The organism is Pseudomonas peli, assembly GCF_900099645.1.
Classification (GTDB): Bacteria; Pseudomonadota; Gammaproteobacteria; order Pseudomonadales; family Pseudomonadaceae; genus Aquipseudomonas; species Aquipseudomonas peli.
In genome coordinates, this window is record NZ_FMTL01000001.1 from 1,632,007 (window position 1) to 1,652,092 (window position 20,086).

The following is a 20,086-nucleotide window of genomic DNA, read 5'->3' on the forward strand; positions in this document are numbered from 1 at the left end:
ATGAAGGTATTTCTTCGACTTTAACGATGATTTGTTCGTTACTTAATACGCTGAGGGCAGGAAGTGCTTAGACGGTTCTTCTGACCGGGATGCCCTTCTCAATGAGGTGAAGGCTGTCAAACTGCCCATGATCGTTATGAACGATGACGACCCAAACGACCGGTTGTGTCCATATTGTCTGGGTGAGCGCTCCCGGCCAAGAAGCCAACGGGCTCATTTTCCCGTCCTTTTGTCGCCGCAACGCGGAACATATTGTGCTGCCACTCTGGAGTGGGCGTCATCAAGCGTACCGCTTCGTCTGAGAGCTTAGCTATCAAGGCATACTTGTGGGTCTTTCTCTTTTGCATCAGGTTAATCCTCGGCATATATGCGCGCGCAAACATCTACCAAGCCTCGCAATCGGTACATGCGCCCGATCGAAGCAACACGCGCAACAGCGCTGCAACCGTCGCAGATCCGTTTATCAGTCATGCCTCAACGTCTGAGTCCTAACATCCATGCCCACACCCCCTAATTTCTTAGTCGATGACATGGTCAACCACACACTCGCAACTCCCACTTCTCCTGATCCATTAGACGTCAAAACTTCAAAAACAAGCCAACAACTGCTGCCTGTAATGCTGGGAAAAACTCACCTGATGACTTGGCTCGACTGAAAAGCCCTCTAGTGAAATGATGCTCGTAGTTCCAGCCCCAATAGCCTGCTCTTTGCCACATCCAATACTGTTATCTAGATTATTGATATTGTCCGCAGCCTCGATCGAGCTCGGCGTTGAGCCTGAAGTGGAAGCTGGCATCTGTACCTCGTTTAGTACCGCCAAGTCCTCCGGCAAATCATCCGCAATTCTCTCAGCCAAACACTGCAGCGTCGGCTCCGCCAACATGAACAGCCAAGCTTGATCATCGGACTCACCTGTACGCCTAAGCACTCGCCCAAGCACTTGCCGGTAATGCAACTCGGTGCGAATGCGGCTGAGATAGCAGCACACCTGAAGCCGGGGGATGTCCGTTCCTTCGCTGATCATTCCGACAGCGACAATCCAGGGCGAGGCGCTCTGCCTAAACGCATTGATCACCTGCTGCGCATCTGGGATTTTGTTGGTCACAATGCAGCAAACCCCACCCCTGGATTCCAAAGCCTGGGCAATTTGCTGAGCGTGCTCAATGTCAGTGGCAACAACCAAACCGGCAGCATCCGGCTTGATTTGGCGAAGCTCATTGAGCTTGCTACAGCCAAGATCGAGTAGCTGATTGATCACGTCGTCATGGCGTAGCAATTCTTCGTAGGTGACCGGCGATTCCCCCAAGAGCTTGGCGATACTGGGGAACATTCTGACTGTACTCTCAGGACCCATTTCCTCGGTAAGTTTTACCTTCTGATTGTCGAGCAAGACAATACGAGGAGAACGGCATACCGCATCGGCTATGGCCTCTTTCAGTCCGTAGCGGTAGTCACAGATCAAGTGCCCTTCTGGCGTCGAGTATCGGGCCAAGACAATAGCCCGGTCATCTGAGCGCCATGGCGTACCGGAGAGCGCCAAGGTGAAGGCTGCTCGGTCTTGTATCCGATGTAATATCTGCTGCCCCCAGGCGTTGCTGAGAAGCGGATCATGGCCAGCGCAATGGTGAATCTCATCGAAGACCACGAGCACACGGTAATCATCAAGAAGCTGCCAGAACCCCTCATCTCTGTACTCCATGGCCTGGTAGGTAAACGCCGTTCCCACAGCGCCTATCTGGCCATCCAGTCGCCGGCCAAGTACTTCTGCAAAGGTTGAGCGGAAGCCATCGACAACCTGGCAGGATGGCGCGAAGCACATCACCAGATCGATTTTCTCCTGCTTAAGCAACCTGCTGGCTAGCTCTGCCGCCATGCGTGTCTTCCCGGCTCCCGGCGTCGCCTGGCAGAAGAAGTGCGGTGTGGTAGCAAAGTGCTCCAATGCCGTGTCGATGCAGCTGAGTTGCCAGTCTCGTAGCGATCTGGTCATCGTGCAGCAAGCGTCTTGATGGTCTTTTCGATGGCCCGAAGATGGCCGAGTAGACGTGAACTGCGATCCCTGGCTTCCAGGTACTCGTCTTCGACCTTATCCCGCAAATGCGGCATTTCTTCTAGGAGCAGCTTGAATCGCTCCGCCTCTCCCATTGAAGAGAGGAAGTCCAAGCGGATTTCTTTGTGGAGCGCTTCCAGATGCTGATCCGCACTGGCTGACGACTCAAGCGGGACAGCCTCAACTTGAAAAACTACAGATTCCCGCTCGGGCTCAGAAACAGTCTTTAGGCTGTTCTCAAACCCGTTGTCAACCAGCTCCAATTGCAGGTGTGCCGGAATCGGTTTCAGGTGATAGACCTGTCCCCGCGAACGACGCTCTTCATCAAGCACAAGCCAGCCCGTGCGCAGTAATCGCCGAATCTGCTCATACACATAGCGGCGCACATCGGCGATACGAAAAGTCATGCCCTCTAGACGCTTGGCATAGGCATCACGCAGTTCACGGGTAGTGAATCTTATGCTCCCTTCTTCCTGAAGCAGCTCATACAGACGCCTGTCGAAGATAAACGAGGCCGATTTCATTGAGGCACCAGAAGAGTTAACGCGTAAAAATGCGGATTATAATCCGTGGCTCGTGCGTCCGCAAACGCACGATAGTGCCGCCTCAGAGGAATTGAGACGGTCATGGATAAATTGGCGAAAGTGTTAGGGGAACGCATCCGAACACAAAGGAAGATTTGCCACATGTCTCAGGATGTACTGGCGCTGGCCTGCAGTATCGATCGTAGCTATATGGGTCGGATCGAGCGTGGCGAAGTAAACATCACCGTCGAGAAGCTTTATCGTATTGCTGGCGAGCTGGCCTGCGACCCCTCCTGCCTTTTGCCTCAAATGTCAGAGCTACAACGCAGCTGACTAATACTGCCGGCGTCTGACGTTTTCTCCTGACTGCTTAATTTGCTTTTCGGCTCCAGGGCCTTGCTAGCCCAGCTCGCGCGCCAGCTTTTATTCCAACACGCTTTCCGGGTTATTCGGGTTGAGGACAGGGGCCGCGAGCTTGGCGGAAGTGGAGACGACCTCCATAATGAAATCAAAGCGAGGCTCTCTAAACCAGAGCCTGCGGCTCTTTGCCCCATATGAGTAACCCATCATGGCTCGCCCCATCAAATCCCGAGGCACAAAGGTTCACACCTTAGACTCTAAGGACTCGCTCAAGAAGCAAGCCCTTGCCACGCGGATTGATCAAGAACAAGACCACCATTTCATGACCCATGATGCACTGGCCGATGTAGATGCCGGCAGGGTGATCAATCACCAAACTATCCAGGATTGGGCTGACAGACTCAGTGACGGAGATCCGACCCAGCGCCTTCTGCGCTGATATGTCTTTAAGCAATAGCGCTGGGCGCTAGCAGACTATTGTCTGCCCAAAAACTGCAATTGAACTAAGGGTATCTATGTTTGACTACAGTGATCCGCAGTACAAAGAACTGCTTGCACTGGCCACAGAGGTTCTTGGCAGTAGCGAAATTGCCGTGGCATGGATGAATACGCCGGCTTTAGGTCTAAATGGCGCTCGCCCGATCGATCTTATTTTCGGCCCAAATAGTGCGGAAGACGTGAAAGCTCTATTAGATCGTATGCATTATGGGGTTTATCATTAACAAAACTATGGCAACGGCTCGCGATTGCGCGCTTGAATGACTACCTCCATTACTTGTCACGAACAACTCTAAGCTTTACCTCTGAATGGTTCGGCCAACTGATCTATATATCTGGTGGGGTAGCGCCGATCACGCAGGCCGACATCATTGCTACCTGGTTGATTGGCACTGTCGTAGAAGGTTTTGAAGAGCAGATCCCAAACCAGCAGGAACTCACCGAAATTAACTTGGGCGTCCTCAAAGTCACGCTTGTGATGCCAGCGATGTGTTTCAGCTACGCCGATAATGCACCGCAACCATCCTAGCGAGTAGTCCACATTGGAATGCTGGAAGGCCAAGTGCACGGTCAGTATCCCGAACCAAGTTGCCACCAATTCTGATGGAGTGCCCATCGCGAAAAGTACGAGCAATCCGGGGCCGGCCATGATTGCGGCATGGAGAGGATGCCGACGCTCCCCGTTCACCCAGTAGAGCCGCTCCGCACTGTGGTGAGGCTCGTGTAAATACCACAGCCAAGGGATGTGGTGACTGAGGCGGTGCATGGCATACAAACTCAGGTCCAAGATGGCTGCAACAATGAGCAGTTGTAACCAAAGAGGCAGCTCGGTGGGGAACCCGCTCAGCTCCGCAGGCACTAGGTCCCCCAAGAGCGATAGTACGGTGGCAGTGAACTGGATGACCGACAAATTCACTACAAGGTGAATCAGGTCCGTCAGGGTATCGTCATGGTCGTCTAGCCAGTCCTGCCGAAACGGCTGAAATCGCTCCAAGCCAGCTACGCAGCCGACCCCCAAGGCCGCTAATATGGCTGTACTCGGCCAGTAAGGAATGCCTTGATAGAGCAGCCAGACCATACCGGCCGATACGCCACCGAAAATGGCTGGATAACTAAACCAGCGAATTAAAAACCTCGAAGTGCTGCCCATCGTGAATCCTCCATGCAGTAGGTTTCACTCTGAACTGTGCGGCCGCTATACGCTTGAACGAAGGAGCTGATATTCACTTGGGCTGCAGATACGCAAACCGCATCGGCGGAAGCATCTCAGTTGAAGTGAATATCAGCTTGTTAGTTTCACGTGACCGAGTGCGGAAGAGGGATCGAGCCCAAACAACACCCGAAAAGAGCGTGAAAAATGTGCGGCATCGGCAAATCCAGCAGCATGGGCAGCCTCTGTCAGATTGTGGCCGATAGACACAAACCGTAGCGCCACGACTAGCCGGCTCCACTTGCGATAGCTACGCAGTGGAAGACCAGTTTGCTCAACGAACCAATGAGAAAACCGGGTGGGCGACAGATGCACAAGCTCGGCCAGTCGTATCCGATCATCGTGTCGCTCCTCCAGCGCCTGAAGCACTGCCCGCATACGCGGTTCAGCTGCCTGCGGTGTTTTCAGGCCCAGCAGTCGCCTAACCTCCTCACGAACCAGATGAGCAGATACCTCCGGCGTTTCAAGTACCCGCTCGATGGCAAACGTATTGCCGACAGAAATCGAGACCAACTGGGCGGCCGATATACAGCTCATAGCACGAGCCTCTTCCGACAGCGCATCAAGGTATATCGAAAGCACTTCAGTGCCTTCAATCTGATGCAGTGTGCCGGCCTTTATGCAGATGGCCGGTGCAGTAAGCGCCTGACTCGGCCCTCGCACCGTCACTTGACCGCTAAGGCCAATGGTCACTTGGTGCGCCATATGGCTGTGCCGATCATGGCTGCCGGCGTGCCCCAAGAATATCCCCAGCCCTGGCGATACCCAGGCTTTTCCACGCCAGCAGACACCCTCGGGAATGGCCATTTAAGCGCCTCAGGCCTTTGTGTCGTGCTGATGTTCGATTTTGCGGATTTCGGCCTGAAAAGCCTCATCGAGCAGGCTCGGCTTCTTGCGCCATGGCTGGCGGTCAGGCTTGCGCTGCGCGGCGTACAACACGATTTCACCGCCTGTGGTAGCAACAAAGCTTTGTGCTTGTCGCTCAAGTTCGGCTCTTAACTCGTCTTTGGTCATGACGACCCTATGATGGTTGCTGGGGAAATTCCATGTGAAAGGCGGTGATGCCATTGCCGGAGGTACACCAGATCTTTCCTTTGTGGGACTCAACGATTGATCGAGTAATGGCCAAGCCAAGCCCGGCATTGCTCGGACTGCCTTCACGGCGCGCCGGGTCTACTCGATAGAAACGATCGAACAGTTTATCCAAGTGCTCCGGCTTGATGGTTTCGCCGGGGTTCTCGACGATGAGCGTGATAGCACTTGCAGTCGACTTGATCGTTACCGAGATCGTTTTCCCGGCAGGTGTATAGCGCAGTGCATTCGACAACAGATTCGAGATCGCCCGATCCAGCATCAGCTTGTCACCCAGCACGCTGCCTGAACCGGTCACAACCAACTGGATGCCATGCTCATCAGCTATTAGGTGGTAGTACTCAAACAGCTTGGTGACTACCTCGCTGAACTCAATGCGCGTCTGCTCGGGAATGATCAAGCCGTTGTCCGATTTAGCCAGGAACAGCATGTCATCGATCATGCGCGACATGCGTTTCAGATCTTCTAGATTCGAGTAGAGGTTCTCTTCATAGGCTTCGAGGTTGCGTTTTTGGGTGAGTACCACTTCGGTGTGCGTCATCAGGTTGCTGAGAGGTGTGCGTAACTCATGAGCGATATCGGCAGAGAAATTTGAGAGTCGAACAAATGCGTCGTCGAGCCTGGCAAGCATCGCATTAAACGAAGTAACCAACTGCTGAAGTTCAAGGGGGACGGGCTCCAGTGGGATACGCTCTTTCAGCGACCTCGCCGACATTGACGTAGCAACCAGGGTCACCTGTCGCAGGGGTCTCAAACCACTACGCGCAACAACCCAGCCCAACGCAGCGCTGACCAATGCGCTAATGACCAAGCCAAGCCAGAACCACCGCTGCAGCGTTTCAAAGAAATGCACGTGATTGGTCACGTCAAGGATCAATAGGGCCGTAAGGAACGCGGGCTGATCAGGGGTCGAAACCTGCGCAGTCATACCTCTGTACATGTGCCCGTTCTCCTCCCACTCCCACATACCGTGATCAGGGTTGAGGCGGTACTTTTCTGGAACATTGAACGCCTGTGGCTCGGCAAAAAGTACAGTGCCGTCGTTTGCAAAGATGACTGCCGCCAGATCGTGGTGAGCCCCTAATAGCGCTTTCAGCTGAGGCAGCACTCCTTCAAGGTCTGCATGACTCCGTGTATTACTCAGAATCTGCTGAGTCGATTCGAGCTTCTCATCCAGTGTTTGCTGGTCGAGCATCATGAAGTGATGTCGACTGAGCTCATTGAAGCTCAGGCCTGCCACTGTGAGGACTGCAATCACCGCAAGCATGAACATCAAGCTCATGCGCGCGGTCAGTGACAGGTGCTTCATTCCGACTCCGGAGCATCAAGCATGTAACCCATGCCACGAGCGGTATGAATCAGTTTCAGCTCGAATTCATCGTCAATTTTCGCCCGTAAGCGCCGGACAGCAACTTCGATAACATTGGTATCGCTGTCGAAATTCATGTCCCAAACCTGGGAAGCGATCAACGATTTCGGAAGGACTTCGCCGCGCCGGCGCAGCAGTAGTTCGAGCAACGCGAACTCCTTCGCCGTCAGGTCAATTCGCTTGCCACTGCGTACGGCACGGCGCTTCAGCAGATCAACCTCAAGGTCGGCTATTTTCATGGTGGTCTGCGTGGGCGAACTATTACCGCGGCGGAGCAATGTCCTGACGCGGGCTAACAGCTCAGAGAAGGCGAATGGCTTGACTAGGTAATCGTCCGCCCCCAGCTCTAGACCTTTGACACGATCCTCAACACCGTCACGTGCCGTCAGAAATAACACCGGGACATCCTTCCCTGCGGCCCGGATCATCCGCAGCACTTCCCAGCCATCCAGACCCGGCATCATTACGTCCAAAATCAGCAGGTCATAGGCTTCGCTCAGTGCATGCTGAAGCGCATCCGTTCCCGTCATAACACGGTCGACGTTGAATCCAGCCTCAGTGAGACCCTGTTGCAGGTAAATGCCTGTTTTTGGTTCGTCTTCAGCGACCAGAAGTTTCATGCGGGCTGTTCCCAAATTTTGAGTGGCCTGAGTGTGCAGTCAAATCCCCCTCCCAACCAGAAGCTTACGCAAATGTAATCCTAGCCTCAGCTCTCTGTCAGGATGCCTTGTCTAGGGTGCAGACATGATCACTAGGTTGTGCTCTTGGCCCTCGAATGAATAACAACCAGAGGTGCCCAGTCACAGCGTCAACTGAGGAGACTGCCCTATGAAACTGCTTAAACCCTTATTTCTGGCTGGTTCGCTCCTGCTTTCTTCAGCTGTTCTGGCAGAGGGAGGGAGCGACCGCATCTTCGAACGCATCGAGAGCATGCGCGACAAAGCCGAAGCGGTGCTGATTCAGGCGGAAAAGGCTCCCGCCAGCGAGCGCCATGTGCATATGAAGGAGCACATGAAAATGCTCGACGAGATGATGAGCCAGCTTCACAACGAGCATCCTGCTCCCGGCATATCTACGGAGGAACATCTCGCGTGGATGGAACGGCACGACAAATTGGTTGATGACGTCCTCGCGCAAATGATGCGTGAGCACAAGCTGATGATGGCTGATAAAGAGTGCCATCCATAGGATTCCCCATCTTCAAGGCCTTCATGATTGCTCCTTTGGCCTAGCGGCACCTTGACGGTGCCGCATTTTTTTCAAGCTGACTAATTTGTAGTTTTGGGGTAAGCCCCCCGGCAGGATGCGGGGAATAGCATGAGGTTTCCAACCACCTCAGTGAGGTCTCATCATGAAACGTTCACGCCCACAACTGTTGGTCACAGCACTTCTCTTCGCAGCTGTAGCTCAAGCCTCTGCGCAAACTTCCAGCAGCGCACCCAGCATTGGCCAGCAGGCCCAAGCGACCCCCGCTACGCGTACCGTTTTCATCAAGATGGATGACATCAGCTACGGCCAGAAATCTATCGATGTGAAGCCTGGCGAAACTGTCCGCTTCGTGTTGAAGAATGAAGGAGCGCTGATGCACGAATTCAATATCGGTAAAGCCGTATCGCAACTGGAGCATCAACGCGAAATGGCTGCTTTGTTCAAAGACGGCACACTGACGCCAACAGGCAAAGCAACGTCAATTGTCTGGCGTGAACGATCAGGCTTAGGGGACTCCAATCCACCGGGCATTCCTGAAGTCGTTCAAGCGATACATGATGATCCCAACGCCATCCTTGTTGAGCCCGGAACTACCAAGGAATTTGTCTGGACCTTCCACGACACGGCTAACCTCAACTTCGCCTGCACCCTCCCAGGACATTATCAGGCAGGGATGGTCGGTGAGTTCGTCATGCGTTGAATCAAAAGCCGGTGCCCCGGCAAATGCCGGGCCGCACCTGGCTTTAGTGAATCTTTCAGATATGTAGTTTTCGCGTAAGGCTACTAACAGCACCGCCTGATTAACATCAATCTCGTTCCCAACAACTCCATTTTCGAGATTTATTATGAAAGCCAAACTCGCTTCTTTGTTTATTACCACAACCCTGGTTTTTTCCGCCTCTATAGCCATGGCTAGCCCGAACCATAGTAAAAGCGATATCGGTCAGCCTGGGGGCTCCACAAAAGCGGATCGAACCATCGAAATCAGGATGGGCGATATCTTTTTCGAGCCGAAGAGTATTGATATCAAAGCAGGAGAAACCGTCCGCTTCGTACTCAAGAATGAGGGCTCGCTGCTGCACGAGTTCAACTTGGGCATGGCAGCCGCACATGCCGCCCATCAAAAAGAAATGGCAGCAATGTTTCAGAACGGCACGCTTTCTCCAACTGGAGCACAGGACATGAGCAACATGGATCATGCCATGGGCGGGATGAAGATGGTCGGCATGAAACACGACGATCCAAACAGCGTCTTGATCGAGCCGGGGGCCACTGAAGAACTGGTATGGACCTTTACCAACGCAACGGGGCTTGAGTTCGCCTGCAACATCCCAGGCCATTATCAATCGGGAATGGTCGGCAAAGTGAACGTACGCTAATCATTGAGTTCGGATTGATATACGTCAATTGCTGGGACGCAGTAGAGACTATTGTCATTTGCTGTCCCACCAATACTGCCTCAACTCAAACGAGGATCGAGCCATGGACCACTCCCACCACCCAGGCTCTGAATTGCCATTCTGGAAACGCAAAACTGGCATTGCGCTGATCATGCTGGCTGTCATCGGCGTTTTTTATGTGGCCCGCGAGCATTTTGGCCACATCTCCCAGGTACTGCCTTACTTGATTCTGCTGCTGTGCCCGCTGATGCACATGTTCGGCCACAACCACGGCGGGCATTCCCATCGCAGCGAGACCGATATTCCCAAGGACGACAATAGGAAGTAAGCCTAATGCCCACCACCCAGTGCCATCTCGACCATGAGCATTCCAAGCATCAGGAAGACCAGCATGGAAGTCAGCACGATCCGGTGTGCGGCATGGCCGTCAAACCAGACAGCCCATTCAGTGAGAGCCACGAAGGTCAGACATACCGTTTCTGCAGCGCGAAATGCCAGGAGAAGTTTCGCGCAGACCCTACCCGCTACGTGCACCGTCCCCAGCATGATGAACATATACATCATGAAACACCGCTTACCGCACCTGGAGCCTCTGGATCTGCGGAGTACACCTGCCCGATGCATCCGGAAATACGTCAGCCACAACCTGGCAATTGCCCCATCTGCGGCATGACCCTGGAGGCAGTGATCCCGGAATTAGAGGAAGAGGAGAATTCAGAACTCAAGGATTTCTCCCGGCGCTTCTGGTGGACGCTCCCTCTCACGATCATCGTGACTGTATTGGCTATGGCCGGCCACTCGTTAACGCTATTCCATGGCGCAACGCAGAACTGGGTGGAGCTTGCCTTGGCAACGCCTGTAACGCTGTGGGGCGGCTGGGTATTCTTTGCCCGAGGCATCGACTCAGTCCGTCATCGCAGCCCCAATATGTGGACACTGATTGGCCTGGGTACAGCGGCAGCTTACCTCTACAGCGTTGCCGCAACCCTGGCCCCACAGCTGTTCCCCCAAGCCTTCTTCCAAGACGGGCGCATTGGTGTCTACTTCGAGGCTGCGGCGGTAATCATCTCCCTGACGTTATTGGGCCAGATGCTCGAACTCAAGGCTCGCTCACAAACCTCAGCCGCTATTAAATCGCTATTGGGCCTGGCACCCAAAACCGCGCGGCGCATCAAGCCTGACGGCCAGGAAGAAGATATTCCATTGACCCATGTGCACCTGGGCGACCATCTGCGAGTACGCCCCGGCGAGAAAGTCCCGGTGGACGGTACTGTTCTCGAAGGCGAAAGCGCCGTCGATGAAGCCATGCTGACCGGCGAACCGCTACCGGTGACCAAGCGCGTTGGCGATACGCTGATTGGCGCGACCATGAATACCCACGGCAGCCTGGTCATGCAAGCGCAGAAGGTGGGCGCCGATACCATGCTGTCCCAGATCGTGCAGATGGTCGCCAGAGCACAGCGCTCCAAGGCACCCATGCAGCGTATGGCTGATGCCGTGGCGGGCTACTTCGTGCTTGGCGTGATCGCTATAGCGATCCTCACCTTCTTCAGCTGGGGCTTGTTCGGTCCGGAGTCGGGCTGGGTATTTGGTCTGATCAACGCGGTTGCCGTACTGATCATCGCCTGTCCCTGTGCACTGGGTCTTGCGACCCCTATGTCGGTGATGGTTTCGACTGGCAAGGCTGCAACCAGTGGTGTCTTGTTCCGCGATGCCAGTGCCATAGAGAACCTGTGCAAGATCGATACGCTGATCGTCGACAAAACCGGCACGCTGACCGAGGGACGGCCTGTATTCCACAGCGCAGAGGGTGCCGGCCCATTCGAACCGAACGAGGTGCTGCGATTGGCTGCAAGCCTTGATCAAGGCAGTGAGCATCCGCTGGCCCATGCGATCGTTGATTACGCCCGCACCCAGGGTATTGAGTTGGCCAAGCCGGACTCTTTCGAGTCGGGCTCCGGCATCGGTGTGCGCGGCCAAGTGGAAGGTCGGCAGCTGCAATTGGGTAATACAGCATTGATGGCAGACGCCGGAGTAGATGCCACACCTCTGAGTAACCGGGCAGAGCAGCTCCGCCTGGAGGGCATCAGCATTGTCTTCTTGGCGGTGGATGGCGTTCTAGCAGGACTTCTGGCGGTCTCCGATCCGATCAAACCAACCTCCAAACAAGCAGTCACCAGGCTTCAAGAGGTCGATGTGAAAGTCATCATGGCCACTGGCGATGGACTTACAACCGCAAGGGCTGTAGCCAGGGAGTTGGGTATCGAAGAAGTCCATGGCGAGGTTAAACCTCAGGACAAGGAAAAGTTGGTTGCCGATCTGCAGAGCTATGGCCGCCGAGTAGCCATGGCTGGCGATGGCATCAACGACGCCCCTGCGCTGGCTCGTGCCGATGTGGGTATCGCGATGGGAACCGGTACAGATGTGGCGATGAACAGTGCTCAGGTGACCTTAGTCAAAGGTGATCTGATGGGCATCTTACGGGCAAGAACATTGTCCGTGGCCACGGTAAAAAACATGCGGCAGAACCTAGCCTTTGCCTTCATCTATAACGCCATGGGAATTCCACTAGCAGCAGGGGTGCTTTATCCCCTGACTGGCCACTTGCTGTCGCCCATGATTGCGGCATTGGCTATGAGCGTCAGTTCAGCATCGGTTGTATTCAACGCATTGAGACTGCGGAAAATCCGCATCGACTGAAATGAACGTGAATCTAAAGCCAGTTGACAGGTATCAGTAATTCCATCAACTCCGAAAGGACATCTACCAGCGCTAAAAAACAAGCTTGACCTTACCATCGTGTCAAGGTCGATGCTCAGGTTACGGCATCTATGCCGCCTAACCAACGAGGTGATTTATGTTCGCTCTACAGGTATCAGGAATGGGTTGTGGCAGTTGCGTCAGCAAGATCACAAAGGCAATTCAGGCGGTAGATGAAACCGCAAAAGTGGAGATTGATCGTGCTGCCGGTAAGGTGTCGGTAGACAGCCAAGAACCCGCGGAATCTATCCGCAAGGTGATTCAGGACCTGGGCTATACCGCGCAGGTCAGCGCGTAAGAACCGACTGAGTTGTGATCGACTCCATTTGACACCCTCAACTCGAACTTTTGCGAGCGATGAGGTCATGGCTTCAGGGCCATGACCTCATTTGAAACCCTTGATATCAGACCAGTACCGCTGTCTGTGCCTCGATCAGAGTTTCCACTGCCGCATAGAGGTCAACGTCCGTTTGCTGAGTTTTGATCGAGACCACCAGGCTGTACCTTACGGTGTCGTCATATCGCTGCTGCTTAACAAGCGTTTTCCACCACCCCAGTGCGGGATAGATACCAAGCATTCCCCGTCCTGCCAGTTCAGCTGCAGTGCCTCGCCAGATGTCCGAGTGGAGAGAGCCTCGATGTCTTGTCTGGGTACCGAGCAGCCAGTTCGGATCTGAGCCGCCACCCTGGTAACCACCTTCCTCTTCATCCCGTGCACGCTTGTTGATGCGCTGGCGGAACTGGTCACGATCTTCGTTTGGGCGGCTGACATCGAAGCGCAAGCCATGCGACTCGTAGCGATAGCGCCCCTTGATACCGCGTTCGGCTATGCCGGGGTTTGGCTCTACGAAGTAGGAAAGTGTCACCCGCATTTCCACCTCGATGTTGCCTAGGTTGAGCAGTTCCTGCTGCGGCCATGGAAGCAGATGAAGATGCATATCCCGCGCGGTGGGCGGCTTGGTGCCCTGCCTCATGAACGGCCTAAGATGGTCCTCGACAATCATGGTCAAGGAGTCGCCGGCACTCCACAGGGCGCGACTCAGATCTGGTACACCAAAGCCGCAGTGCTTGACCAGATTCTCGTAGCCTGCCTTGGTGCCAGCAGCAAGGAAATCCTGCCTCATACGATCGGGCCACTCAGCTGAGTGCACGATTAGAGCTCGTACAGTCTCGGGCCAGAACTGTGGGTAGTTCGTCGATACTTGTGCGGCCATGCGAGCTGCTAGCGCGGATGCTGCGCTGGTGGCGCTGGTCGTCGTCAAAAGCCGTTGTTCTGGTTCGTGTGCCGTGGTGACAAGGGAAAGACAGGGCTCGGTGTATGCTTGTTGCCCGTCTGTAGCCAGGTTGCCTCCTTCAAACACTACATCGGGTTTCAAGGGCCAAGCCGAGTTGCTCCAGGTCCCCGAAGTCGTGCTGTATGGGCTGAGGCTGCCTGCGGCAGCGATCGGGCGCAATCCAGGGTTGGGAGGGTCGATAGTGACCTTCTGGGTGTAAGCGCCTACGCACAGTGCGTTCCAGGCCTGGGCCGGATCATGGATTCCGTCAGTGGTGGTGTTATGCGGGTAGTGGGTGGCCTGGTTCTTGTCCGCATTGCCGGCGGACACGACGATCAGCCGAGGGTTAGCCCTCTCTCCCAATACGTCGGATGCGAGCTCATCAACTGCTGCTGACCATGCGGAAGGGCGGCCGCGATCTCGGTCGTCGAGGCTGGTGATCGCCATGCTGTAGACCCTGCGCACTTCCGGCTTGGCGGTATCCGGTTGGGTTACGGCGTCGATCATCAACGCGCCATAGGGCTCCTTTTGATTTCCCTGGGCTGCGGGGAGCAATTTCACCGACTCAAGGCGGTGCTCGATCGAAATCGGATTCTGCCCATTGAGAGGGTCAAACAGATCACCATAAAGGGCGATTCCTGCGAGCTGTGTGCCATGACCCGTAGTATCCGCAACACCCCAGTTGTGGTTGACGGTGTAAAGGTCATTCGCGTCAATGTGATGAGCTAAGAGTGGGTGGCCCCGATTGACTCCGGTATCTAGAAGGCAGACGCGGATACTGTCGTCCCCTGCGGGGGTGGTTCGCTCAAGCAGGTTCTCGACCCATTCTCTTTGTTCTAGCGGCGCAAGGGCATCAAAAAACTCGGCGGTGTCCTTGGCTCTACGAATCTCGGCGACTTCGTTGAGCAGCAAGAGTGACCGAGTGATGGCTGCTCGCGAGGCGCAGACGTTGAGGACTGTCCGCTCAGGAAACTTCAGCACTTTTTCGGATGTATGAAAGCCACATGCTTCGGCAACCGACTTAAAGCGGTTCAGCACTGCTTCACGGCCTTCCCTGATAGGCAACCAGAATTCCCACCAAATGGTTTCGTTTTCATCTGGCGGCAACACTGCGGGATCATCAGTCCACAGGGCGTTGAAAGCTGCGACTCGGATTTCTTGGATTGGATTCAGGAGCGGAGCGTTGCGCGGACTCCCCTTAGAGGTCTCCACCTCCAGGTATTGCCTGACGAGGTTCTCAAAGGCTTTGAGCTGACCATCTGGAACGAATACCGTGGCGAAGTCAGTATTCGTGGCGGGGTCATGACGCAGGTTCATGAGCTCAATGCGCTGAGCGCCTCGGGCAAGTCCTTCGAATGCAAGCGCGTAACCAGGCTCGCTCCGAAATTCGATTTGCAGGCCGTACCCACCTTCGGACCTTTCTCCTTGTCGCATTTGCCTTTCAGATGCTTCGCGCTGCAGCTGTACTGCAGAGGCCATCTGACCGCTGACATGTTGGAGTTGAGCGAGTAGCTTTCCGCCATGAGCCCCTCGATTTGGCGTGGGGTAGCGAGGGTCTCGTGTTGCTGATGCTGTGGATCGGAACCGTTCGGGTAGTCCCTGTCCCTGGAGATGAAAGTGAGGCCGTTGTCCGTTGATCGATTCCGTCATCTAAATGCTCAACTACGTTAGGAGTGCCGTCTCCCGTGGAAAGTCTTCCGTTCTTCAAGGTGTCTTTCCATGTCCTTGACCGCCATCTCGGTACGGTCATGAATGATCGTGTCCTTGATCGCGTCGTCTGCCGCCCTCGCAAGTTCTGCATGGCTGAGCCCCTCTGCGACCTTGCAGAGTTTGTCCCAGCTGCGAATCGACTTGGAAAAGTTCGCTAGTCGATTCTTGAGCACAGCCTTGGTCTGTTCCTGATTGGGCAGTCCGTATTCGATAACATCATCGAAGCGTCGGAACAAGGCGTAGTCAAGAATTTCAGGGTGATTGGTGGCAGCGATGATCAGGCTGTTGGATTGATCCTGCTCGATCATCTGCAGAAAGCTGTTCAGGACGCGACGGATTTCGCCCACGTCGTTGGCAAGACCACGCTGGGAACCGATGGCATCGAATTCGTCGAAGAAATAAATGCCGCGAGTATCGCGAATGGCATCAAAAATCTGACGCAGCTTGGCTGCGGTCTCACCCATGTACTTGGTGATGAGGCTATCAAGGCGGACAATGTACAGCGGAATCCCGAGCTCGCCGGCAAGCGCCGATGCGGTCATGGTCTTGCCGGTACCAGGTGGCCCAACCAAAAGCAGCTTGCGGCGAGGGGAGAGGCCGTGTGCGCGAATCTTCTCGAAATTGCGCTGCTCATTAATGATTCTTCCAAGACGGGCATGAGTGGCCTCGTCCAGGATCATTTCCGAAAAGCGGGTCTTTGGAAGAGCTACTGAAAGCAGGTTGCTCAGCTCGCCACGAGGCTGGCCGATGGGCACCGGTTGCCCGGAAGGCAGACGATTTTTCTTGGCCGATTCAATTAGAGCCCGCAAATCTTCTGCAAGCTTCCCGTGACCTTGCTTAGCCTCATGGGCCGCCATCTGCATAGCAACGGCAAGGAAATGCGTGTCATCTCCCTTGATATGCGAGCGCAGAAGCGCTTTCAGTTGTTCGCCGCTAGCCATGGTTATCTACCTTTCCGTAGGGGTTAGTTTAATCGTTAAGACCCGCTTCTGACCTTGAATACGTCAACTTTTATTCACACAAGCAATCAGTGTCTGGCCTGAGTTCAACGCAATTCATTTAACGCCGCGGCCCTGCCAAGGGCGGTGGCCATCCAGCTGGGAAGACTTGCACGGACCGAACCTAGGCTTTCCCACTCCACCTTCGCTAAGTGCCGCCGAAGTTTCTGGGCCGAATTTTCAGCCTGATCTTCACCCACCCAGGCCATCGCCCTGAGCGCATCCCCAGCTGGCGTCGCCCCCAAGGAGAACAGCCAGTAGGGCGCGTGCTGGAAGTAAATTGTCCGGGAGCCGACTACCAATCGCTTACTGCGTCCTGTGGTGAGGTACACCTCTTTAGCCGAAGCAGCTCGCGTCAACCCCATTGACTTCGCGGCCTGTGCGCCATCGGGCGAGATGCACTGCTTACCCTGAGCAGCGATTGATTTCGCCAATGACTCTGCCGACGGGGCCCTGATCTGGTCTTTTTCACGCACCGGCGCAACGTAAATACCGCGCGCTATTCGCATCAGTTGCCCGGCTTTAGCCAGGCGACAAAACGCCTGATCAACCGCCGCACGACTACCAAGATGAAGAAACTCTTTGGGCGCAAGAACTCCACCCTCGCTTAGGGATTGGCTGCGTTCCAAGATCGCTTGCGGGATCGATCGCATATGAAAGCTCGGCTCATATCAATGTCAGATATTTGATTACACTTCTGACATTTGAGCAACAGCCGTTCGTCTTTTGTCGCCAGGGTTGGGCTAACCGGCTCTTTCTAATTGAGCTACGGGTGTTCGAGGCTTTGCTGAACGCCACAACGGTGCGACGGCTAAAGCGGCACAGTTGCTCGCGCATGTGGGACAGGCGCGAGCCAAGCAGCTGTCACCCAAAAGTTCTTAGCGTGCGGGCTCAGCCCAGAGGCTGATACGGACTGCGGCAGTGCCGGCGACAGTTCGAACTGGCGCGTCGTGAAATAAATCACCCACAGGCCTTGACCTTCCCACACAGGGAAGCTTGAAACTTCTCTTCAACAGAAACATTCAAGGGATATTTCAATGGCTTCCGTTGCCCAACAAGACGTCAATCCATCCATGTCCTCAGTCACTCGCCTGAGCCTGCCCGTCGAAGGCATGACGTGTGCTTCGTGTGTCGGCCGCGTCGAGCGCGCGCTGAAAGAGGTCACCGGCGTGCAGATGGCCTCGGTCAATCTGGCCACCGAGCGCGCCGATATCACTTTCACGGGTTTGGCCGACCCGCAGGCGGCTGTACACGCCATCGAGAGCGCCGGCTACACCGTTCGCGAAGAGACCACCGAGCTCGTGATCGAGGACATGACCTGCGCATCATGTGTGGGCCGGGTTGAGAAGGCGCTAGCAAAAGTCCCTGGCGTGCTTGAAGCCACTGTCAACCTGGCGACCGAGCGCGCAAGGGTGCGCCACCTTGCAGGGGGCCTCTCCACGGCCGACCTTGAAGCAGCGGTCGAACAGGCGGGTTACAAGTCCCGACGCTTGTCCGCCGAAACGCCGACTGCGGGCGATCAGGACGCCGAGCGTCGTGAGAGCGAGGCACGAGCGCTGCGGCGCGATCTGCTTGTCGCCTCCACCCTCACCTTGCCAGTCTTCATCCTTGAGATGGGCTCTCACCTCATTCCCGCCATGCACCATTGGGTGATGGGGTTCCTAGGACAGCAGTCGAGCTGGTATATCCAGTTCGCGCTCGCCACCCTTGTGCTATTCGGTCCGGGCCTACGCTTCTTCCAAAAGGGCGTACCGGCGTTGCTGCGCGGTGCCCCCGATATGAACTCGCTGGTTTCGCTCGGCACCGTGGCGGCTTACGGCTATTCGGTGGTTGCAACCTTTACCCCCAAAGTGCTCCCGCAAGGTACCGCCAACGTCTATTTCGAAGCTGCCGTGGTCATCGTGACCTTGATCCTGCTCGGACGAACGCTGGAGGCGCGCGCCAAGGGGCGTACGTCGCAGGCGATCAAGCGGCTAGTCGGACTTCAGGCCAGGACCGCGCGTGTCGAGCGCAACGGCGAGGCGATCGAAATTGCGCTCGATCAAGTGGCGACAGGTGACGTCGTGCTCGTTCGTCCGGGCGAGAAGATTCCGGTCGACGGCGAGGTCGTCGAGGGCACCTCTTATGTTGACGAGAGCATGATCACCGGCGAGCCGGTGCCCGTGTCGAAGGGCGCGGGGGCTGAGGTCGTCGGTGGCACGATCAACAAGACGGGCGCTTTCAGTTTCCGCGTAACCAAGGTCGGCGCGAACACGATGCTCGCGCAGATCATCCGCCTCGTCGAAGAAGCGCAGGGTTCCAAGTTGCCGATACAGGCGCTGGTCGACAAGGTGACCATGTGGTTCGTCCCGGCGGTGATGGCTGCGGCCGCGCTGACCTTCCTGGTCTGGCTGATCTTCGGCCCAGACCCGGCGCTGACTTTCGCGCTTGTGAATGCGGTCGCGGTTCTCATCATCGCCTGCCCTTGCGCCATGGGGCTGGCCACGCCGACCTCGATCATGGTCGGTACTGGCCGCGCGGCCGAATTCGGCATTCTCTTCCGCAAGGGCGAAGCCTTGCAGTCGCTGCGCGATGTGAGCGTGGTCGCACTCGACAAGACCGGCACACTGACCAAAGGACGCCCCGAACTGACCGACCTCGTCCCCGCCGAGGGCTTCGAATACAATGAGGTCTTGGCTCTCGTTGCTGCGGTCGAAACCCGCTCCGAGCACCCAATCGCAGAAGCGATCGTCGCAGCCGCAAAACAGCGGGACATCACGCTCGCACCCGTCGATGGCTTCGATGCAACACCGGGCTTCGGCGTGTCGGCCAAGGTCGCTGGTCGGACCGTCGCTGTAGGCGCGGACCGGTTCATGACGCAGCTCGGTCTTGATGTATCGAGCTTCCTGCCAACTGCCAAGCGTCTTGGCGAGCAAGGCAAGAGTCCGCTCTATGCCGCGATCGACGGCCGCTTGGCGGCGGTTATCGCAGTCGCCGACCCGATCAAGGAAACGACGCCCGCGGCGATCAAGGCGCTGCACGCGCTCGGGCTCAAAGTCGCAATGATCACCGGTGACAACGCAGCTACAGCCGCGGCGATCGCCAAGCAGCTCGGCATCGATGAAGTCGCTGCCGAGGTCTTGCCCGACGGCAAGGTCGCAGCACTGAAGAAGTTCCGGATCAATGGCGCGCGTGTCGCCTTCGTGGGCGACGGTATCAACGACGCACCGGCACTTGCAGAAGCGGACGTTGGGCTAGCGATCGGAACGGGAACCGATGTGGCGATCGAGGCAGCTGACGTAGTACTGATGTCGGGCGACCTGCGTGGCGTGCCGAACGCCATCGCGATCAGCCAGGCAACGATCCGCAACATCAAGCAGAACCTGTTCTGGGCCTTCGCATACAACGCCGTGCTGATTCCGGTCGCAGCGGGCGCGCTCTACCCGGTGAACGGCACGCTGCTTTCGCCGATCTTCGCTGCTGCAGCGATGGCCTTCTCCAGTGTCTTCGTGCTCGGGAATGCACTCCGGCTCAAGCAATTCCGGGCCCCCATGACCGTCGAAACTCGTACCGAGACGCCGATTAGCAGTACGACATCGAACAAACCACGCCTGGTGAATAGTCGTTAATCCCAGGGATCAGAAGCTATGACTGA

20 protein-coding genes are annotated in these 20,086 nt (G+C 55.8%); 10 read left to right on the forward strand and 10 right to left on the reverse strand.

The window, feature by feature from the left end; all coding sequences use genetic code 11:
* Positions 1–587 precede the first annotated feature (587 nt).
* Positions 588–1,988: a DEAD/DEAH box helicase gene (locus BLO50_RS07730; RefSeq protein ID WP_090250625.1), complete on the reverse strand. Its 1,401-nt coding sequence runs from the start codon at positions 1,986–1,988 to the stop codon at positions 588–590.
* The gene (locus BLO50_RS07735; protein WP_090250628.1) at positions 1,985–2,572 is read right to left on the reverse strand and encodes a hypothetical protein; all 588 of its coding nucleotides are present in this window, start codon (positions 2,570–2,572) and stop codon (positions 1,985–1,987) included. Before BLO50_RS07735 ends, BLO50_RS07730 begins: the two co-directional genes overlap by 4 nt.
* Positions 2,573–2,674: 102 nt before the next feature.
* Between BLO50_RS07735 and BLO50_RS07740 the strand changes: the two genes are divergently transcribed.
* The 3 genes from BLO50_RS07740 to BLO50_RS07750 all read left to right on the forward strand — a co-directional run bounded on the left by BLO50_RS07740 (position 2,675) and on the right by BLO50_RS07750 (position 3,654).
* Complete coding sequence (locus BLO50_RS07740; RefSeq protein WP_090250631.1) at positions 2,675–2,905, forward strand: helix-turn-helix domain-containing protein; 231 nt, start codon at positions 2,675–2,677, stop codon at positions 2,903–2,905.
* A gap of 235 nt (positions 2,906–3,140) precedes the next feature.
* Complete coding sequence (locus tag BLO50_RS07745) at positions 3,141–3,371, forward strand: hypothetical protein (protein WP_090250633.1); 231 nt, start codon at positions 3,141–3,143, stop codon at positions 3,369–3,371.
* Positions 3,372–3,447: 76 nt separating this feature from the next.
* Complete coding sequence (locus tag BLO50_RS07750; RefSeq protein ID WP_090250636.1) at positions 3,448–3,654, forward strand: antitoxin Xre/MbcA/ParS toxin-binding domain-containing protein; 207 nt, start codon at positions 3,448–3,450, stop codon at positions 3,652–3,654.
* A gap of 68 nt (positions 3,655–3,722) precedes the next feature.
* Here the strand turns inward: BLO50_RS07750 and BLO50_RS07755 are convergent, their stop codons facing one another.
* From BLO50_RS07755 to BLO50_RS07775, 5 genes are all read right to left on the reverse strand, one after another.
* Positions 3,723–4,580: a sterol desaturase family protein gene (locus BLO50_RS07755; RefSeq protein ID WP_090250638.1), complete on the reverse strand. Its 858-nt coding sequence runs from the start codon at positions 4,578–4,580 to the stop codon at positions 3,723–3,725.
* 132 nt (positions 4,581–4,712) lie between these two features.
* A complete protein-coding gene (locus tag BLO50_RS07760; RefSeq protein ID WP_244152870.1) occupies positions 4,713–5,333 on the reverse strand; it encodes a helix-turn-helix domain-containing protein in 621 nt (206 codons plus the stop codon).
* A 123-nt stretch (positions 5,334–5,456) separates the two neighbouring features.
* Positions 5,457–5,654, reverse strand: a complete 198-nt coding sequence (locus BLO50_RS22020; protein WP_090250644.1) for a hypothetical protein — start codon at positions 5,652–5,654, stop codon at positions 5,457–5,459.
* Positions 5,655–5,661: 7 nt separating this feature from the next.
* Positions 5,662–7,041 (reverse strand): heavy metal sensor histidine kinase, encoded by a 1,380-nt coding sequence (locus BLO50_RS07770; protein WP_090250646.1) that lies wholly within the window; start codon positions 7,039–7,041, stop codon positions 5,662–5,664.
* Positions 7,038–7,721: a heavy metal response regulator transcription factor gene (locus BLO50_RS07775; protein ID WP_090250649.1), complete on the reverse strand. Its 684-nt coding sequence runs from the start codon at positions 7,719–7,721 to the stop codon at positions 7,038–7,040. Before BLO50_RS07775 ends, BLO50_RS07770 begins: the two co-directional genes overlap by 4 nt.
* Positions 7,722–7,929: 208 nt before the next feature.
* Between BLO50_RS07775 and BLO50_RS07780 the strand changes: the two genes are divergently transcribed.
* The 6 genes from BLO50_RS07780 (at position 7,930) to BLO50_RS07805 (ending at position 12,768) form a co-directional block, all read left to right on the forward strand.
* The gene (locus tag BLO50_RS07780) at positions 7,930–8,289 is read left to right on the forward strand and encodes a co-regulatory protein PtrA N-terminal domain-containing protein (protein ID WP_090250653.1); all 360 of its coding nucleotides are present in this window, start codon (positions 7,930–7,932) and stop codon (positions 8,287–8,289) included.
* Between the two features lie 163 nt (positions 8,290–8,452).
* Positions 8,453–9,010 carry a cupredoxin domain-containing protein gene (locus BLO50_RS07785; protein WP_090250655.1) on the forward strand — a complete coding sequence of 186 codons (558 nt, stop codon included), beginning with the start codon at positions 8,453–8,455 and terminating at the stop codon, positions 9,008–9,010.
* Between the two features lie 145 nt (positions 9,011–9,155).
* Complete coding sequence (locus BLO50_RS07790) at positions 9,156–9,689, forward strand: cupredoxin domain-containing protein (protein ID WP_090250657.1); 534 nt, start codon at positions 9,156–9,158, stop codon at positions 9,687–9,689.
* A gap of 103 nt (positions 9,690–9,792) precedes the next feature.
* Positions 9,793–10,038: a DUF2933 domain-containing protein gene (locus BLO50_RS07795; protein ID WP_090250659.1), complete on the forward strand. Its 246-nt coding sequence runs from the start codon at positions 9,793–9,795 to the stop codon at positions 10,036–10,038.
* 5 nt (positions 10,039–10,043) lie between these two features.
* Positions 10,044–12,410 carry a heavy metal translocating P-type ATPase gene (locus tag BLO50_RS07800; protein WP_090250662.1) on the forward strand — a complete coding sequence of 789 codons (2,367 nt, stop codon included), beginning with the start codon at positions 10,044–10,046 and terminating at the stop codon, positions 12,408–12,410.
* 157 nt (positions 12,411–12,567) lie between these two features.
* A complete protein-coding gene (locus BLO50_RS07805) occupies positions 12,568–12,768 on the forward strand; it encodes a heavy-metal-associated domain-containing protein (RefSeq protein WP_090250664.1) in 201 nt (66 codons plus the stop codon).
* A 106-nt stretch (positions 12,769–12,874) separates the two neighbouring features.
* On the opposite strand, the gene BLO50_RS07810 is transcribed toward BLO50_RS07805, so the two are convergent.
* From BLO50_RS07810 to BLO50_RS07820, 3 genes are all read right to left on the reverse strand, one after another.
* Positions 12,875–15,223, reverse strand: a complete 2,349-nt coding sequence (locus BLO50_RS07810; protein WP_090250667.1) for a S8 family peptidase — start codon at positions 15,221–15,223, stop codon at positions 12,875–12,877.
* A 188-nt stretch (positions 15,224–15,411) separates the two neighbouring features.
* Complete coding sequence (locus BLO50_RS07815) at positions 15,412–16,395, reverse strand: AAA family ATPase (RefSeq protein ID WP_090250670.1); 984 nt, start codon at positions 16,393–16,395, stop codon at positions 15,412–15,414.
* A 104-nt stretch (positions 16,396–16,499) separates the two neighbouring features.
* Complete coding sequence (locus BLO50_RS07820; protein ID WP_090250673.1) at positions 16,500–17,105, reverse strand: DUF6088 family protein; 606 nt, start codon at positions 17,103–17,105, stop codon at positions 16,500–16,502.
* A 384-nt stretch (positions 17,106–17,489) separates the two neighbouring features.
* Here BLO50_RS07820 and BLO50_RS07825 point away from each other — a divergent pair, with 384 nt between their 5' ends.
* On the forward strand, positions 17,490–20,060 hold the full coding sequence (locus tag BLO50_RS07825; protein WP_090250675.1) for a heavy metal translocating P-type ATPase: 2,571 nt from the start codon (positions 17,490–17,492) through the stop codon (positions 20,058–20,060).
* Positions 20,061–20,086 lie beyond the last annotated feature (26 nt).

Coding starts and splice junctions, on each gene's coding strand:
- BLO50_RS07730 (WP_090250625.1), bottom strand. CDS start 1,988: ATGACCAGATCGCTACGAGACTGGCAACTCAGCTGCATCGACACGGCA.
- BLO50_RS07735 (WP_090250628.1), bottom strand. CDS start 2,572: ATGAAATCGGCCTCGTTTATCTTCGACAGGCGTCTGTATGAGCTGCTT.
- BLO50_RS07740 (WP_090250631.1), top strand. CDS start 2,675: ATGGATAAATTGGCGAAAGTGTTAGGGGAACGCATCCGAACACAAAGG.
- BLO50_RS07745 (WP_090250633.1), top strand. CDS start 3,141: ATGGCTCGCCCCATCAAATCCCGAGGCACAAAGGTTCACACCTTAGAC.
- BLO50_RS07750 (WP_090250636.1), top strand. CDS start 3,448: ATGTTTGACTACAGTGATCCGCAGTACAAAGAACTGCTTGCACTGGCC.
- BLO50_RS07755 (WP_090250638.1), bottom strand. CDS start 4,580: ATGGGCAGCACTTCGAGGTTTTTAATTCGCTGGTTTAGTTATCCAGCC.
- BLO50_RS22020 (WP_090250644.1), bottom strand. CDS start 5,654: ATGACCAAAGACGAGTTAAGAGCCGAACTTGAGCGACAAGCACAAAGC.
- BLO50_RS07770 (WP_090250646.1), bottom strand. CDS start 7,041: ATGAAGCACCTGTCACTGACCGCGCGCATGAGCTTGATGTTCATGCTT.
- BLO50_RS07775 (WP_090250649.1), bottom strand. CDS start 7,721: ATGAAACTTCTGGTCGCTGAAGACGAACCAAAAACAGGCATTTACCTG.
- BLO50_RS07780 (WP_090250653.1), top strand. CDS start 7,930: ATGAAACTGCTTAAACCCTTATTTCTGGCTGGTTCGCTCCTGCTTTCT.
- BLO50_RS07785 (WP_090250655.1), top strand. CDS start 8,453: ATGAAACGTTCACGCCCACAACTGTTGGTCACAGCACTTCTCTTCGCA.
- BLO50_RS07790 (WP_090250657.1), top strand. CDS start 9,156: ATGAAAGCCAAACTCGCTTCTTTGTTTATTACCACAACCCTGGTTTTT.
- BLO50_RS07795 (WP_090250659.1), top strand. CDS start 9,793: ATGGACCACTCCCACCACCCAGGCTCTGAATTGCCATTCTGGAAACGC.
- BLO50_RS07800 (WP_090250662.1), top strand. CDS start 10,044: ATGCCCACCACCCAGTGCCATCTCGACCATGAGCATTCCAAGCATCAG.
- BLO50_RS07805 (WP_090250664.1), top strand. CDS start 12,568: ATGTTCGCTCTACAGGTATCAGGAATGGGTTGTGGCAGTTGCGTCAGC.
- BLO50_RS07810 (WP_090250667.1), bottom strand. CDS start 15,223: ATGGCCTCTGCAGTACAGCTGCAGCGCGAAGCATCTGAAAGGCAAATG.
- BLO50_RS07815 (WP_090250670.1), bottom strand. CDS start 16,395: ATGGCTAGCGGCGAACAACTGAAAGCGCTTCTGCGCTCGCATATCAAG.
- BLO50_RS07820 (WP_090250673.1), bottom strand. CDS start 17,105: ATGCGATCGATCCCGCAAGCGATCTTGGAACGCAGCCAATCCCTAAGC.
- BLO50_RS07825 (WP_090250675.1), top strand. CDS start 17,490: ATGGCTTCCGTTGCCCAACAAGACGTCAATCCATCCATGTCCTCAGTC.